13 protein-coding genes are annotated in these 13855 nt (G+C 45.9%); 5 read left to right on the top strand and 8 right to left on the bottom strand.

Translation table 11 applies throughout. The features are described from left to right. Positions 1–4 precede the first annotated feature (4 nt). The 4 genes from I5M27_RS14710 to prfA all read right to left on the bottom strand — a co-directional run bounded on the left by I5M27_RS14710 (position 5) and on the right by prfA (position 4083). Entirely contained in the window at positions 5–1429 is a 1425-nt protein-coding gene (locus I5M27_RS14710) for a choice-of-anchor Q domain-containing protein (RefSeq protein ID WP_200507087.1), read from the bottom strand. A gap of 245 nt (positions 1430–1674) precedes the next feature. Further along, positions 1675–2193, bottom strand: coding sequence for a HEAT repeat domain-containing protein (locus I5M27_RS14715; protein WP_200507088.1), 519 nt, complete (start codon positions 2191–2193; stop codon positions 1675–1677). A 110-nt stretch (positions 2194–2303) separates the two neighbouring features. Continuing rightward, positions 2304–2864, bottom strand: coding sequence for a hypothetical protein (locus I5M27_RS14720; RefSeq protein ID WP_200507089.1), 561 nt, complete (start codon positions 2862–2864; stop codon positions 2304–2306). A gap of 148 nt (positions 2865–3012) precedes the next feature. Beyond that, positions 3013–4083, bottom strand: coding sequence for a peptide chain release factor 1 (prfA, locus tag I5M27_RS14725; RefSeq protein ID WP_200507090.1), 1071 nt, complete (start codon positions 4081–4083; stop codon positions 3013–3015). Positions 4084–4169: 86 nt separating this feature from the next. Between prfA and I5M27_RS14730 the strand changes: the two genes are divergently transcribed. Further along, positions 4170–4739: a hypothetical protein gene (locus tag I5M27_RS14730; protein ID WP_200507091.1), complete on the top strand. Its 570-nt coding sequence runs from the start codon at positions 4170–4172 to the stop codon at positions 4737–4739. Positions 4740–4792: 53 nt separating this feature from the next. Here the strand turns inward: I5M27_RS14730 and I5M27_RS14735 are convergent, their stop codons facing one another. Then, the gene (locus I5M27_RS14735; RefSeq protein WP_200507092.1) at positions 4793–6559 is read right to left on the bottom strand and encodes an APC family permease; all 1767 of its coding nucleotides are present in this window, start codon (positions 6557–6559) and stop codon (positions 4793–4795) included. Positions 6560–6769: 210 nt separating this feature from the next. On the opposite strand from I5M27_RS14735, the gene I5M27_RS14740 reads away from it, so the two are divergent. Together I5M27_RS14740 and I5M27_RS14745 are read left to right on the top strand one after the other, a co-directional pair. Then, a complete protein-coding gene (locus I5M27_RS14740; RefSeq protein WP_200507093.1) occupies positions 6770–7087 on the top strand; it encodes a thioredoxin family protein in 318 nt (105 codons plus the stop codon). A gap of 6 nt (positions 7088–7093) precedes the next feature. Next, complete coding sequence (locus I5M27_RS14745; protein WP_200507094.1) at positions 7094–7336, top strand: DUF6952 family protein; 243 nt, start codon at positions 7094–7096, stop codon at positions 7334–7336. A gap of 750 nt (positions 7337–8086) precedes the next feature. Here I5M27_RS14745 and I5M27_RS14750 read toward each other — a convergent pair. Next, positions 8087–8956 (bottom strand): glycosyltransferase family protein, encoded by an 870-nt coding sequence (locus I5M27_RS14750; RefSeq protein WP_200507095.1) that lies wholly within the window; start codon positions 8954–8956, stop codon positions 8087–8089. 285 nt (positions 8957–9241) lie between these two features. Between I5M27_RS14750 and I5M27_RS14755 the strand changes: the two genes are divergently transcribed. Continuing rightward, positions 9242–11458: a prolyl oligopeptidase family serine peptidase gene (locus I5M27_RS14755; RefSeq protein ID WP_200507096.1), complete on the top strand. Its 2217-nt coding sequence runs from the start codon at positions 9242–9244 to the stop codon at positions 11456–11458. A gap of 107 nt (positions 11459–11565) precedes the next feature. Here the strand turns inward: I5M27_RS14755 and I5M27_RS14760 are convergent, their stop codons facing one another. Next, the gene (locus I5M27_RS14760) at positions 11566–12642 is read right to left on the bottom strand and encodes a sensor histidine kinase (protein ID WP_200507097.1); all 1077 of its coding nucleotides are present in this window, start codon (positions 12640–12642) and stop codon (positions 11566–11568) included. Positions 12643–12946: 304 nt separating this feature from the next. Between I5M27_RS14760 and I5M27_RS14765 the strand changes: the two genes are divergently transcribed. Continuing rightward, entirely contained in the window at positions 12947–13432 is a 486-nt protein-coding gene (locus tag I5M27_RS14765) for a GNAT family N-acetyltransferase (protein WP_200507098.1), read from the top strand. Positions 13433–13491: 59 nt separating this feature from the next. Here I5M27_RS14765 and I5M27_RS14770 read toward each other — a convergent pair whose 3' ends face one another. Further along, a complete protein-coding gene (locus tag I5M27_RS14770; protein ID WP_200507099.1) occupies positions 13492–13797 on the bottom strand; it encodes a DUF4286 family protein in 306 nt (101 codons plus the stop codon). Positions 13798–13855: the final 58 nt, after the last annotated feature.

The raw sequence follows: 13855 nt of genomic DNA on the forward strand, positions 1-13855 counted from the left end.
TTTTTTAGTCTTTGTTTTCGTAAGCGCCCATGTCTGGGTTCGGATTGGAGCCTTGCGGGCGCGGCTCGCCGGTCAGATCTATATTCACGCCGTTGCGGGCGCCGCCAATGGCCGGAGAATCTTCTTTGAGGCTGTAATTGATTTTGCGGGCCGGAACAAAGCCGTCGCCGGGTTGCACGAATTTGGGATCCTGGTTCAGCAGGTTGCCGTTGCCGGTAAATTTGGCTTCGTTCTGATATTTTGTGGTCTGGATCAGGCTATTCTGGATCGTTACGTTTTTCAGGCCTTCGCGGGTGAGGAATAAAAGTTCGTTTTCCATTTTTCCGTTGCGGGTTCCGTTCCAGATAATGCTGTTTCTGAACGTTACGATCGGGTCTTTAATAGGCCGCAGGGCATTATCGTAAATTGCGCTGTCGGAAAAGGCAACCGCTTCGTTATCGCGTTTAAATTCCGGGGTGTAATTGGCAATGGTGCAGTAATTGAAATCGTATTTTCCGCCGCCAATTCCGGCAAATGCGTACTGGCCGCAATTGGTTATTAACGAGTTGGTAAGTTTTACATCGGTATCTAAGCCTAATATTCCGGCGTAGAATATATTTTTTATAACCGTATTTTCAATTTCAGACTGGTTGCCGTCAAAATTGATAAGCCTTAGGCCATACGTTGCATTTTTTATTTCGGTGAACTGAATTTTATTATTGCGGCTCATGGTGTCGAAGAAAAGCCCTTCCCATTGACCTGGTACGTTGGCAAAAGCAGAATCGCGGCGGTCGTTCTGGAAGAAAACACGTTTGCCGGCGGTTCCTTCTACCTTTAAAGTGCCCTGCACATATAAAATTGCGCCCGCGTGCCCATAAACTTTCGTGCCCGGCCGGATGGTAAGCGTGCAGTTTTCGGGAACCACCACAATGCCATATAAAACATAGGCTTTCGGGCCTTCCCAAACGGAATTGCAGTCGAGTTCTTCGTTGCGGAAAAAGTTAGCGTTCTGGCCGTAGGCGCGCAAAACAACCTGCTGGCGGTTGCCATTGGTTTCGAATTGCAGGTTGTCTTCGATGATAAACGGCTTGGCGGAATTGTTCGGATCGACGTAAACTTTTACTAAAATCAATAAGCTGTCTTCGCCGCGGAGCGTGATGCCCGATGCCATGTCTTTGGCTTCGCCGTCTATGATGAGGTCGAAATCGGAGGCGCCGAGTTTTTCTAATTTTATCTGGTCTATTTTTACGGCTTTTTTGTTACGGTTATAGATCTTAAGGCGTTTGCTCACGCTGCCGGTAGAAACAAAAACGGTGTCGAAGAAAATAGTATCGGTTGAAAATTCGAGTTTAGCGCCGGCATCGCGGGTAAGGATTTCGTCGTCGGGTTTGCAGCTGAAAACCGAGAAAAGCAGAAGCAAAGGAACAAGGGCCGCGAAGCAGTATTTCATTTTTAATGTGCTAATTTTTTAATGTGCTAGTGCTATTTTTTTAAAAGAAGTTTGCCAGCAGCAGTTTTGGTTCAGGCAGTTTTTGGGTGCAAAACCATACCGTTTTACCTTAACGGACAAAGATAGGTTTTTATGATAGAAAAAGCCGGTAACATTTCTGCGGCCGGCTTTTAGTTTTTTAGTTGAAAGGCATAGCGTTTTTCAGGTATTCCCTGCCGTCTGCTTTAACTAACGGATCTCGGATTTTACTTTTTTATCTGCTTCAATGCATCGAGGTAGAATTTCCGGATGCTGTTTTTTTCTTCACGGCTGGCAATATTTTCGGCGGCGGGAATAAGGTCTTTGGTGACCGGGGCTTTGGTTTTGAGGATCTGGCCTAGCGCAAAAGCAGCCGACCAGCGCACTACGGTTCCTTCGTGTTCGGTATTGACGAGCAGGTTTGTAACGGCGGTTTCCAGGTTTTCGGGGAACAGGTGCGCCACGTTGCCAATCACTTTTGCCGATTCCCATTTCAGGCGCGGGGCTTTGGCGGTAAGCGTTTCCGAAACAAAATCAAGGCATTTCAGATCGGCAATTTCGGGCTTTTGTTTGGTAGCAAACTCGATGGCTTCGATGCATGTGGCTTTTACGGGATCTTTGGCGGTTCTGGCAAATTCGATGAGACTGGTTAATTCCGGTGGATTTTCGGCCAGCCAGTAGCTCAGGATCTCGGTTTTAGCTTTCGGTTTCTGGATTTTATCGGAAAGTAGTTCGGCAAAGTTCATGGATTTCAATTTCGGAAGATAAGAAAGCTGAAAAGATACTGTTATGAGTTTTTTGATGAAAGGGATACCGTTTTACATTATACTTCATTAATAAACTCCTTGAATGTATATTATTCATATTGAGATAAAACGATTTCAAAAAACTTTTTGTATCCAGTGCCTCCAGCCAAATTAGATAATTTATCTAGCGCATCTTTATCAATTTTCTGATTCTTAAATTTAAAATTGGTATCTAGTTCCAATAAATAAAGCATTGCTGAAATGAAATTGACACCATTGAATTTTTCCCTTACTATTATCGGCTCATCATTAGGGTCATAAAAATCGATATAGAAGAATTCATCATATGTAGTATTTACTGCTAATCTATTTTCCTGGAAAGAAGCTATTGATTTTAATGCTAAATTCTCGACTTGTAAACTTGTGATTTCGTTATTAAAACGTATGCCTCCAAAATCAACCTTGTCAAGGTCTGTACAGGAAATTAGATCGTCAATCAGGTTGCTAAAAGTATTACATTGAAGATCATAATTTACATTAAAGTTATCCAACAAATAATTCCAATAATCTTCATCTGCCTCCTTATAACTACTGCTTACTTCTTCTATTGAAGGTTTTAATGATTTAATCTCTGCAATAATTTTTTCTATTTCCATACCTGCGAGCTTCATAGTTAAGAGCAATCATCTTGAGTTGTAAAAGCGAAAGCTAACAAAAAAGCCGATAACATCTCTGCTACCGGCTCCTTTATCTTTAGCAGAAATCATTTTCAAATCTCCACATTTTCAAATCTCCACATTTTCAAATCTTCAAATCTTCTTAAACCGCTCCTTCTTTCAGACGCTCAGCGTTTTCGGCCAGGCGAAGTTCGGAAATGAAATCTTCGATGCCGCCGTCCATCACGGTTGGGAGGTTGTAAACGGTGTAGCCAATGCGGTGATCGGTTACACGGCCTTGCGGATAGTTGTAGGTACGGATCTTGTCGGAACGGTCGCCGCCGCCCACCATAGTTTTACGCTGGGCACCTTCGGCTTCGAGTTTCTTGGCCAATTCTACTTCGTATACGCGCGAACGCAATACTTTCAGGGCTTTCTCGAAGTTTTTCATCTGCGATTTCTGGTCCTGGCACTGCGCTACCAAACCGGAAGGTAAGTGCGTTAAGCGAACCGCAGAATACGTAGTGTTTACAGACTGACCACCCGGACCGGAAGAACAGAAAAGGTCTTTCCGGATGTCGTTCATGTCGAGCTGCACGTCAAATTCTTCTACCTCTGGCAGTACTACCACCGAAGCTACGGAAGTGTGAATGCGACCCTGGGTTTCGGTGGCCGGAACGCGCTGCACGCGGTGCACACCCGATTCGTATTTCATTTTGCCGTAAACGTCTTCGCCGGAAACCCCGAAAATGATCTCTTTGTAACCGCCGGAAGTACCTTCGGTCGCATCAATAAGTTCGGTTTTCCAGCCCTGCTTTTCAGCAAAACGGTAGTACATGCGTTGAATGTCGCCGGCAAAAATAGAAGCTTCGTCGCCGCCCGCACCCGCGCGGATCTCCACGATGATGTCTTTGCTGTCGTTGGGATCTTTGGGGATGAGCATTTCTTTGATCTGCTCCTCCATAATTTCGCGCTGCGGCAGCAATTCGTCGAGTTCTTCCTTGGCCATTTCGCGGAACTCCTCGTCTTTTTCGGTAGCAATAACCTGTTTGGCGTTCTCGATGTTGCCGAGCAGGTTCTGGTAATTTTTATATTCGATTACGATCTTTTCCAGATCTTTGTATTCTTTATTCAGCGTTTTGAAGCGTTTCAGGTCTTCCATGGCATCGGGCTGGATGAGGAGCTGACTTACTTCTTCAAAACGTTCTTTTATGGCTTCTAATTTATCTAACATTACTCCGGAATTGGGATTTTACTGCAAAGATAGTAAATAGCAGCGGAGAAATTTTATTCCCGGTATTATTTACCAACCTTGTTAACATGAGATCAGTACTTTTTTGTTCGTTTTTGCTAGCGTTTTTTGGTTTTTCGTGTAAACCCAAGCCTCTGGATAACCTGAAAGAAGTGGCTTTGGCCGTGGAACAACGAAAAGTAAAACGCATGAGCCGCGAGCAGATTGCTGCTGAAACGCAACGGGTAGCCGATAGTGTATTGACGCTGGTGTTTAAAAACCAGCAGGAATTAGCGGCTAAAGATTCGGCCTGCAATTTTGTTTTTACCAAACCATACCGGCAGTTTCAGCAGAAGTACCACGGCCGGGCGGTTATGGTTGCGGATGCGGAAGATTTGAAAAAACTGGAAAATGAAATGGCGGAATTACGCAAATACCGCAACGAGCTTTCGGAGAACGAAGGCAAATTGCCGGCTACTTTTCAGACCTTAACCGATAGCCTTTTGTACGTGCGGCCGGTTAAAAATAAGGAACTGGTTTGTGCACCGGAAAAAGCGGGGCAACAGGGTTTCTGGGTTTTTAGAATGCCGAAGCAGCGCTTAATTGAAATTAAGACCGTGAAAGTGAAGCCAAAACCGGCGAAGGGGCCGAACTGGTAACCTCTCCTGGATATTCTCCTATATGTGGCAAGATCATTTTTTGCGGATCTGTATCAGATTACCAGCCTTACACCGCCCAGTTCTTCAAGGCCGTAAATAAAGCGGTCGCCGGGGGAGCCGATGAACATGAAGTTTTTGGGGATGTGCCATTTGTCGGAAAGTTCCTGGATGAGTTCGGGCCCGAAATGGCCTTTTATGATCACAAAATCTACCACAAAACTTGGGTAAGCGCGGTCCAGCACATCTACTTCGTGGATCAGTTTTTTATCCGGTATTTCGCCTTCTTTTATCACGTTCACAATTTTAATGCGGCGGGTGTGCTCGTTTTCGTCTATGTAGCGCATTACCTTGTTTATGTTGGCAATATTGTCGCCCCGGGTAAAGAACACGAATTCCTGGCTTCGGATCTGGCCGATTAGCCTCTTTACCATGTAAGAATTGAAAGGCAGGTAACGGGCAAACGGGCCTCTTATCTGCCGCACGGCATAAGCAATTATTCCCAGTAAAGTAGTGCGGTAAAGCATAATAAAAACCAGGGCGGCCGTTGGAATAAAATACTGCAGAAAAACCAATACGTAGGCCGGGTTTAAAATCGCATTTCCAATAAGTGCAGCGCCAACCGCGGCAATAGCCAGCATAACTGTTATAGGCGTAGCCCGCACCGGGCGCGGCAGGCGGTTGCGTTTTATTTTAAGCAGAATATTTCCGAAACCAAACAGGGCCATAACCGAAAGAAACGAGATGGTATATACGCCTGCTAAAGCGCCTAAATTGCCCTGGGTTATGAGTAAAATAGAAACGCAAAGCAGAAAAAAAGCGATCATGATGAGGTAAGCGGTTCCTCTGCGGTTGGTTTTTAACAGAAATTGCGGCAAACAGCGGTCTAAGGTCATGCGGTGCACCAAACCGGTTACGCCCACATAAGAAGTTAACACGGCACCACTCAACACCATAGCGGCATTTATAGAAACCAACGTTGCCAGCCAGGGCCCGCCGGCCACTTCGCCCAGGTAGGCCAGTAAGGCTTCTTTGTGGGGGGCAACCTGCGAAATGGGGATAATGGCCAGGGCTAGAAAGGCGGTAAGCGGGTTGAAAACCGTAACGGCCAGCCACATGTTGCGTAGGGTCTTTAAAAATACGCCGGGCGCCTGTTCTTCCACAAAATTGGCCGAGCTTTCAAATCCCGAAATGCCGAGCATGGCGGCACAAAACCCGAAAAATAAAGCCTGCCAGATACTTTCTTCAACCGGGTGGCTGTAATTGAGCTGCAGAATTTCGAAGCCGTGATTGAAAAGAAAGATAGCCCCGATCACGATGAGCAAGGTAAGCGTGGCAATATGCGTAATAAAAATAACCACCGCCACAATAGAAGATTCGCCAATGCCCATGATGGTTAGCCCCATGAAAAAAGCCAGCAAACCAACCGTAGCGTACATTACCGGCAACCCGTTCCAGAGGTGGTGCACATAATGCATGCCTTCGGAGGCAGAAATTACGGCCGTAGCCATGTAAGAAAGCAAGGTTAAACAAGCTGCCAGCGAAGCCGTTCTTTTACTGGTAGTATTCAGCAGGGCATTGTAAGCGCCGCCGTTTAAAGGTAAAGCCCCTACTACTTCGCCGTAAATTTTGCGGAATAAAAAAAGCACGCCGCCCACCATTAAAAGCGCTATCCAGGCATATTGACCCGAATAAATAATAGCCAGCGACGAAACATATAAGCAGGAGGAAGTAATATCGTTACCGCAAATGGCTGTAGCAGGCAGTTCGGTTAGCTTGGGCGCGTGCGCCGGGGCTACAGCATGGGTCAAGTCTTTATCCATAAGGTTGGGCGGATAGTAAAGAAATGGTTCGGAACGCGGAAAAATAAAGGGCTTGTAAGGTACGCGGGCTAATGCAGAATTGTTGTTCGGATAATTGCTTTCCTTGGCAGGCTGTGGCTATCTTTGCGGCGTGCTGCTCTTGCAACTTTTATGTATACGGGCAGTATGTTTATTCTGAAGTAGTTTTTACCTTAAAACGATAGCATTTTTATGGCTGTACAGCAAGTAACCGATACTGAGTTTGCCGCGCAACTGGCAGAAAACGAGAAAGTGGTAGTGAAATATTACGCCGACTGGTGCGGCAATTGCCGGCTGTTTTCGCCTAAATTCAAGCGCATGTCGGAGAGTGAAGATTTTAAAGGCATTGCTTTTTTAGACGTGAACGCCGAAACCAATCCGGAAGCCCGGAAGGCCGCTAACGTAACCAACCTGCCTTTCTTTGCGGTTTTCAGGAATGGCGAACTGGTAGATACTGTGGCAGCGAGTAAAGAAGAAGCCGTGACTGCTTTGATCCATAAATTAAACTAGCGTATTATGAAAATTCCGGCTATAAAACACATTGTAGAGAACCACACGCTGCACCAGCTGGTACAGGCCGAAGAAGCGTTGCTCGACGAAAAACCCGTTGGTTTTGATATTCCCGGCGACGATGAAGGCGAAAAACTGACCCATATTTTTGCGGCCATTTTCATCCTCAACCACATGGAAGATTATAAAACCGATTTCACCACCGCGCTGCGCGAATACACGAAGAAAGTACGGGCTTCGATCTCTTAATGATTGGATTGGAGAATTATTGAATAAAGGCCGTTTCGGAGATTTTTCGGGCGGCTTTTTAGTTTTTAGTGCGGAAAGGATAGCGTTTTTAGAGTGAATCATTTATTGCCGTTGTTGGTGTTTTCTGGTTACATACTTTTTAGGCTGAAAAGCATAGCGTTTATCATAGGTAGCTTGCTGGTTTTAATTACTAACTAGTTTTTTCATCGTTAGCTTTTCCCTCAAGCCGGGCGGCTTCGTTTCTGCTCCAAAGCTGTGGATTCACCTGCCCTTCCGGGCTGGCTAAAGCCACCGGTTAATCCAAAGTCTTTGGAACAGAAACTGGTGTCGGTTTCCCTTCGTCGTGAACTTCTTCTTATTTTACTTGCTCGCAGTGCGCGATTTTCAAGTTACGCTGCGCTGGCGAAATGCGTGAAAGAAGAAAAGGTTTAGAATATTCATTGCCGTATGCTTCAGCTGACGGTTTTCAAGCTCGCCTCCCGGATAGGAGGGGTTGGGGTGGTGGACCTGCACTGGCGATTGCTAAATCTAAAACAGGAAACTACAAAGGAAAATCCTGCCTATCCTTTAAATCTTTAAAATCGTGTCCGGACATAAACATGAAATCGGATAACGTGAAAGGGCACCCACAAGAGGTGCCCATACATTAAATACTGATCTTAAATTCTGTAAATCCTTTAATTGGATGCTCCGAACTTCGTTTCTGAAAATCCTGATTCAGAGTTTTTCAGCCCTAAACCCTACCGTTTTTTAAATGATCTGGTAGTTTTTATATTCAAATAGGCGCACGCCGGTTTTTTGTTCGAACCAGTGCAGCAGGCGTTTTTTCAGACTCAGGTTTTTGCGGCTGGGGTCGAAGTTGAGGTGCCAGTTTACTTCCTGCAGGCGCTTTTGCATTACGGCCGGGTGCGTGCCTGTAAATTTACCCAGGCTGTCTATTTTAGAATAATCGAACACGGCGGAGGTTTCTACTTTTTCTTTTACCCAGGCATCGTCGTGCCAGAGTTTATGAAAAGTGGCTTCCTTCTTTTTCATATCGGCGGGGTGTTTTACCCAGCCGTAATGGTATACGTAAGCATCTATGGGTTTTACGCGCAGTTTGCGGTCGTTCTTCCGGAAACCCTGTGCATCTTTAAAACTCCGGATGGCTTTATCGTTGCGGATGATACGGATCTCGTGGCGGTACCAGCCGCGCGAGTTAGCCACAAAATCGTAAGTGCCGTAAAAGTGCAGGTATTTAAAAAGCAGGCCTTCCACTTCCGGTTTGTCTTTCCAGCGCTGCATTTCCTGTTTAATGGTATCCAGGTACTTTTCGTGCACCACTTCGTCGCCCTGAATGTAAAAAGCCCAATCGCTGTCTTCGGAAATGGCATCTAAAGCTTTGTTCGTTTCTACGGCCAGCACTTTCCCGCCTTCGCGCAGACTGTTGTCCCAAACGCTGCGGATGATCTTTATCTTGGGCGAATTGATGCTTTGGATCAGTTCCAGGGTGCCGTCTTCGCAATCGCCAACGCTTACAATAAATTCGTCGCAGACCGGCAGGATGGAGGTGATGGCTTCCACGATGGGGTAGCTGAACTGCACGGCGTTTTTTACGAAGGTGAAACCGGAAACTTTCATGTGGCTTTCAGAAATTGAGAGGGCAAAGGTAAGGAATTTACCCCACCCTAATGGTTGATTCAGGGGAAGGGATTTGGAATGCGTGAATTCAAAGTAGCATAGGGTTTAAACCCTGCGCTAGTCTAAATTTTCCTGAAAAACGGTATGGTTTAAAGCCAAAAAAGCCGCATGTCCTTTTTAATTAACCTGAACGAGGCGAAAAGAAAAAAACTCCCTCTCCTGAATCAGCCGTTGGGGTGGGGTAAAAATTGCGTAACTTAGCCGGGTAAACATTTTTCTGCCATTATGAAAAAAGCAACTCTGTTTTTGCTGGCCGGCGCTACGGCGCTAAATGCCTGCAAATCTGCTGAAACAAAAATGAAAATAGAAGGCTCCGACGTGAAAGTGAAAGGAAATCCGGCCATGGTAACGGAAGTGAAAACGAAAGAAATTCCGGAACCTTTAAAACAGCGCCTCGATTATCCGGAAACCAAAAAAGGGGATCAGACTGATGAGTATTTCGGCACCAACGTTACGGACCCGTACCGCTGGCTCGAAGACCAGTATTCTCAGGAAACGGCCCAATGGGTAGAGGCCCAAAACAAAGTGACGTTTGGTTACCTGGCGCAAATTCCCTTCCGCGATAGAATTAAGGAGCGTTTAACCCAACTCTGGAATTACGAAAAACTGAGCGCGCCTTTCAAAAAAGGGAATAATTTCTATTTCTTTAAAAACGACGGCCTGCAAAACCAGGCAGTGCTGTATAAAAAAACGGGCCTGAACGGGCAGGAAGAAGTTTTCCTGGACCCGAACAAGCTTTCGGCCGATGGCACGACTTCGCTTTCGGGCTTTAAATTCTCGAAAAATAACAAGTACATGGCGTACGGCACTTCCGGCGGCGGTTCCGACTGGAATACCTGGTATGTGATGGATGTGGCTACGAAAAAGCCGCTCGCCGATAAACTGGAATGGATCAAGTTCAGCAGCGCGGCCTGGCAGGGCGATGGTTTTTACTACAGCCGCTACGATGCTCCAAAAGACAAAGCCCTTTCCAATAAAAACGAATTCCATAAGATCTATTTCCACAAGATCGGTACGCCGCAAAGCACCGATAAGCTGATCTACGAAAACAAGGAAAAACCTTTGCTGAACTTCAGCGCCCAAACCACCGAAGACGAGCGTTTCCTGCTCATTTATGGTTCGGAAGGAACTTCTGGCGGAACGCTGGCTTACAAAGATCTGAAAGACCCGAAAGGCAAGATCAACTGGCTGGTAACCACTTACGAATCGGAATATAACGTGATCGATAACGTGGGCGACAAGCTTTTGGTACATACCAATAAAAATGCGCCGAATTACAAAGTGGTATTGCTCGACCCGAAAAAACCGGCCGAATCGAACTGGAAAACCGTTATTCCGGAAAGCCAGAATGTAATGACGGGCGTTACGATGGTAGGCGGAAAAATCATGGCTACGTTCCTGAAAGATGCGGCCAGTCAGGTTATTGTTTACGATGTGAACGGTAAGAAACAAAACGAACTGGAATTCCCGGCTATTGGTACGGTAGCAGGTTTTGCCGGCGATAAAGACGATAAGGAAACGTTCTACACCTTTACTTCTTTCACCTACCCGACTACAGTTTACCGCTACGACATTGCCAACAACAAAAGCGAATTATACTGGCAGCCAAAACTGGATATAAACCCGGAAGCCTACGAAACCAAGCAGGTTTTCTACACCAGCAAAGACGGAACCAAGGTGCCCATGTTTATTGTGCACAAAAAAGGCCTGAAAATGGATGGCCAGAACCCGACCTATCTGTATGCGTACGGCGGTTTCAATATTTCGCTTACCCCAAGTTTCAGTGCGGTTAATTTGCTGTGGCTGGAAAATGGTGGTGTTTATGCCATGCCAAACCTGCGCGGCGGCGGCGAATACGGCGAAAAATGGCACAAAGGCGGCATGACCCCGAACAAGCAAAACGTGTTCGATGACTTTATAGCAGCCGGCGAATACCTGAAAAAAGAAGGCTATACTTCCACTGAAAAGCTGGCTATTTCCGGACGCTCGAACGGTGGTTTACTGGTGGGCGCAACCATGATCCAAAAACCGGATCTGGCAAAAGTGGCTTTCCCGGGCGTAGGCGTACTGGACATGCTGCGTTTCCATAAATTCACCATTGGCTGGGCCTGGGTACCGGAATATGGTTCATCAGACGATAAAGCGCAGTTCGAAAACCTGTACAAATTCTCGCCGCTGCACAACATTAAAGCAGGCGTGGCTTACCCGGCTACCATGGTTACCACGGCAGATCACGACGACCGCGTAGTGCCATCGCACAGCTTTAAATTCATTTCCGAATTGCAGGCCAAAGGCGGAGGAACGAACCCGTACCTGATCAGAGTAGATGTGAAAGCGGGCCACGGCGCCGGCAAACCAACTTCGCTGCAGATACAGGAATGGGCCGATATCTGGTCGTTCGCTTATTACAACATGGGCGTAGATCCGTATGCTGGAAAATAGGTTGTAGTATCTGGATTCCAGACTTTTTTAAAAATCAGCAGTAGCGTTTCGTTGCTGCTGATTTTTAGTTTTCAGGGAGAAAAGGATAGCGTTTTGGGGCAGGTGCATTAGGTGCAGGGCCACGTGAAAATAAAGTCGGCGCCGCCTAGCCGGCTGGTTTCTACCCTGATAGTGCCGCCCTGGCTTTCAATGATTTTCTTTACCACGGCCAGGCCAATTCCCTGCGATCCTTTCTGTTCAACCAAACCTTGCCTGAACAATTCGAAGATCTTTTTTCGTAATTCTTCGGGTACGCCCGGGCCGTTATCGGCAATGCTAATGTTACACACCTTTTCCCCGGCTTCGGCCCGTACTTCAATAATGCCTTCCGGTTTATCGTTATATTTCATGGCGTTGTTTACCAGATTCAGGAAAACCTGGATTATTTTGGTTTTATTGCCTTTAATTACCGGCAACGGCCCTATAACAATAAACCGGAAATTCGGCGGGAAATGAACCAATGCCTGCACCTCTTTCAGAATAAGGTTCAGATCAACCTGCTGCTCTATGTTTTCCTGAAAACCGATGCGGGAATAATCGGCTACGCCGGCAATCAGATCCATCATAGACAAGGAAATGTCTTTCATATCTTTTATATAGCCGTTTATAATTGGTGTAGAATGACTCGCCAATTCACGTTCCAGGAAGGTTAAGAGGGCATGGATGTTGAGCAGCGGCGATTTTAAGTCGTGAGCAATTATATAACCCAGCCTTTCTAACTGGGTATTGGTCAGGCTCAGGTCTTCGTTCTTTTTTAGCAATACCCGCTCCAGTAGTTTAACCTCCGAAATATCGCGGATTACCGCCATGGCCATTGTTTCAGAACCTACCTCAATTGGTGCCAGCGAGATGTTTATGTCTATTTCTTTCCCATTTTTTCGGAGGCCGTACAGGTCATCGCCCGATTTCATCCGGCGCTTGGTAGGGTTTTCGAAATACTTCTTAAAATACTTCTTGAGAAAAGCCCGATAACGTACCGGTAGCAATACAGTCAGGTCCATCCCGATCAATTCGTCCGGGCGATAGCCGAAAATCGTGTAGACCTCCAGGTTTACTTCTACCAGTTTGCCTTTCTGGTTTACGATCAGTACTGCATCGGGCAATAGTTCTATCTGGTCTTCCAGGGTTATTTTTACTTCTTGCATTGGGTTTTAGATCGGTTGTTTAGGGAAACGGTGTTAACCTTTAGCCAGAAAGGAGATTTAATTAATGGCTATACGTATGAATACAGTAACACAACCTTTTTTGGAAGTAAATTTATTTGGTTGTTACGCAATATGCTTGCTTCACCCTCAGATTTAAAAAACTTTAAACAAATTATGATGCCACCGCCAAAAGAGGAACTCCAGCTTGTACAGATTCACCAAAAATTCGTTCCTCAATTGTCTATCTTTACTTTTTCACCCTAAAACCCTACCGTTTTCATTTCCACATTTTTACATTAAATCTATGAACATCACCATCCGCGAAGGGAAAGAAGAAGATCTGCCGCAAACGCTGGCGTTAATTCAGGAGTTGGCCGAATACGAAAAAGCGCCGCAGGAAGTAACCAATAGTCTGGACATGATGCGCGAAGATGGTTTTGGCAAAAACCCGATCTTTAAATTCTTTGTAGCAGAAAACGAGGTGGGTATTATTGGCATTGCCATTTATTTTACGGCGTATTCTACCTGGAAAGGCAAAACCATTTACCTCGAAGACCTGGTGGTTACCGAGAAGTACCGGCGCTTTGGCATTGGTAAGAAGCTTTTCGATGCAGTGGCCCGAAAAGCAGAAAAACTGGGCGCGAAACGGTTTGCCTGGCAGGTTTTGGAGTGGAACGAACCAGCCATTAAGTTCTACCAGAAAGCCAAAGCCAATTTAGACCCGGAATGGATAAACTGCCGCATGAACGATAAAGAGCTGCACGAATATAACTGGAAACAAAGAGTCTGAAAAAACAAAACCCCGAATTGCTTCGGGGTTTTTCGTTTAAAAACAATAGCGTTTTAAGCTTAGTCAATAATTTCAAGCACGGTGCGGAAGGCTACGTAGCGGTCTTTGTAGCGTTCGGAATGTTTGGCTTGCAGGGCCGGGGCGTGGTCGCGCTGGTATTCCATTAAATCTTCCAGGTTGCGGGCGGTGTACTGAATGGCGTAGCTGGTGCCGCCGTGGTCTTCATCTTCCATTACCCGGGCAATCTGGCTTTTAATGAAATAGGTAGTGGCCATCACTTCCGGAATATGCACTTCTTTCATCCATTTAAGCCATTCTTCGGCCACAGAATTCTCGATGCTAACGGTTACGTTGTATATGATCATGGTACAAATTTACGAATCCAATTTTAAACATTAACGGAACAAGCGTAGTTGCCGGAAA

Source organism: Adhaeribacter terrigena, from assembly GCF_016623615.1.
Classification (GTDB): Bacteria; Bacteroidota; Bacteroidia; order Cytophagales; family Hymenobacteraceae; genus Adhaeribacter_A; species Adhaeribacter_A terrigena.

What these genes read in the sequence shown, in the direction of transcription:
- I5M27_RS14710 (WP_200507087.1), bottom strand. Translation starts at nt 1,429, where the DNA reads ATGAAATACTGCTTCGCGGCCCTTGTTCCTTTGCTTCTGCTTTTCTCG.
- I5M27_RS14715 (WP_200507088.1), bottom strand. Translation starts at nt 2,193, where the DNA reads ATGAACTTTGCCGAACTACTTTCCGATAAAATCCAGAAACCGAAAGCT.
- I5M27_RS14720 (WP_200507089.1), bottom strand. Translation starts at nt 2,864, where the DNA reads ATGAAGCTCGCAGGTATGGAAATAGAAAAAATTATTGCAGAGATTAAA.
- prfA (WP_200507090.1), bottom strand. Translation starts at nt 4,083, where the DNA reads ATGTTAGATAAATTAGAAGCCATAAAAGAACGTTTTGAAGAAGTAAGT.
- I5M27_RS14730 (WP_200507091.1), top strand. Translation starts at nt 4,170, where the DNA reads ATGAGATCAGTACTTTTTTGTTCGTTTTTGCTAGCGTTTTTTGGTTTT.
- I5M27_RS14735 (WP_200507092.1), bottom strand. Translation starts at nt 6,559, where the DNA reads ATGGATAAAGACTTGACCCATGCTGTAGCCCCGGCGCACGCGCCCAAG.
- I5M27_RS14740 (WP_200507093.1), top strand. Translation starts at nt 6,770, where the DNA reads ATGGCTGTACAGCAAGTAACCGATACTGAGTTTGCCGCGCAACTGGCA.
- I5M27_RS14745 (WP_200507094.1), top strand. Translation starts at nt 7,094, where the DNA reads ATGAAAATTCCGGCTATAAAACACATTGTAGAGAACCACACGCTGCAC.
- I5M27_RS14750 (WP_200507095.1), bottom strand. Translation starts at nt 8,956, where the DNA reads ATGAAAGTTTCCGGTTTCACCTTCGTAAAAAACGCCGTGCAGTTCAGC.
- I5M27_RS14755 (WP_200507096.1), top strand. Translation starts at nt 9,242, where the DNA reads ATGAAAAAAGCAACTCTGTTTTTGCTGGCCGGCGCTACGGCGCTAAAT.
- I5M27_RS14760 (WP_200507097.1), bottom strand. Translation starts at nt 12,642, where the DNA reads ATGCAAGAAGTAAAAATAACCCTGGAAGACCAGATAGAACTATTGCCC.
- I5M27_RS14765 (WP_200507098.1), top strand. Translation starts at nt 12,947, where the DNA reads ATGAACATCACCATCCGCGAAGGGAAAGAAGAAGATCTGCCGCAAACG.
- I5M27_RS14770 (WP_200507099.1), bottom strand. Translation starts at nt 13,797, where the DNA reads ATGATCATATACAACGTAACCGTTAGCATCGAGAATTCTGTGGCCGAA.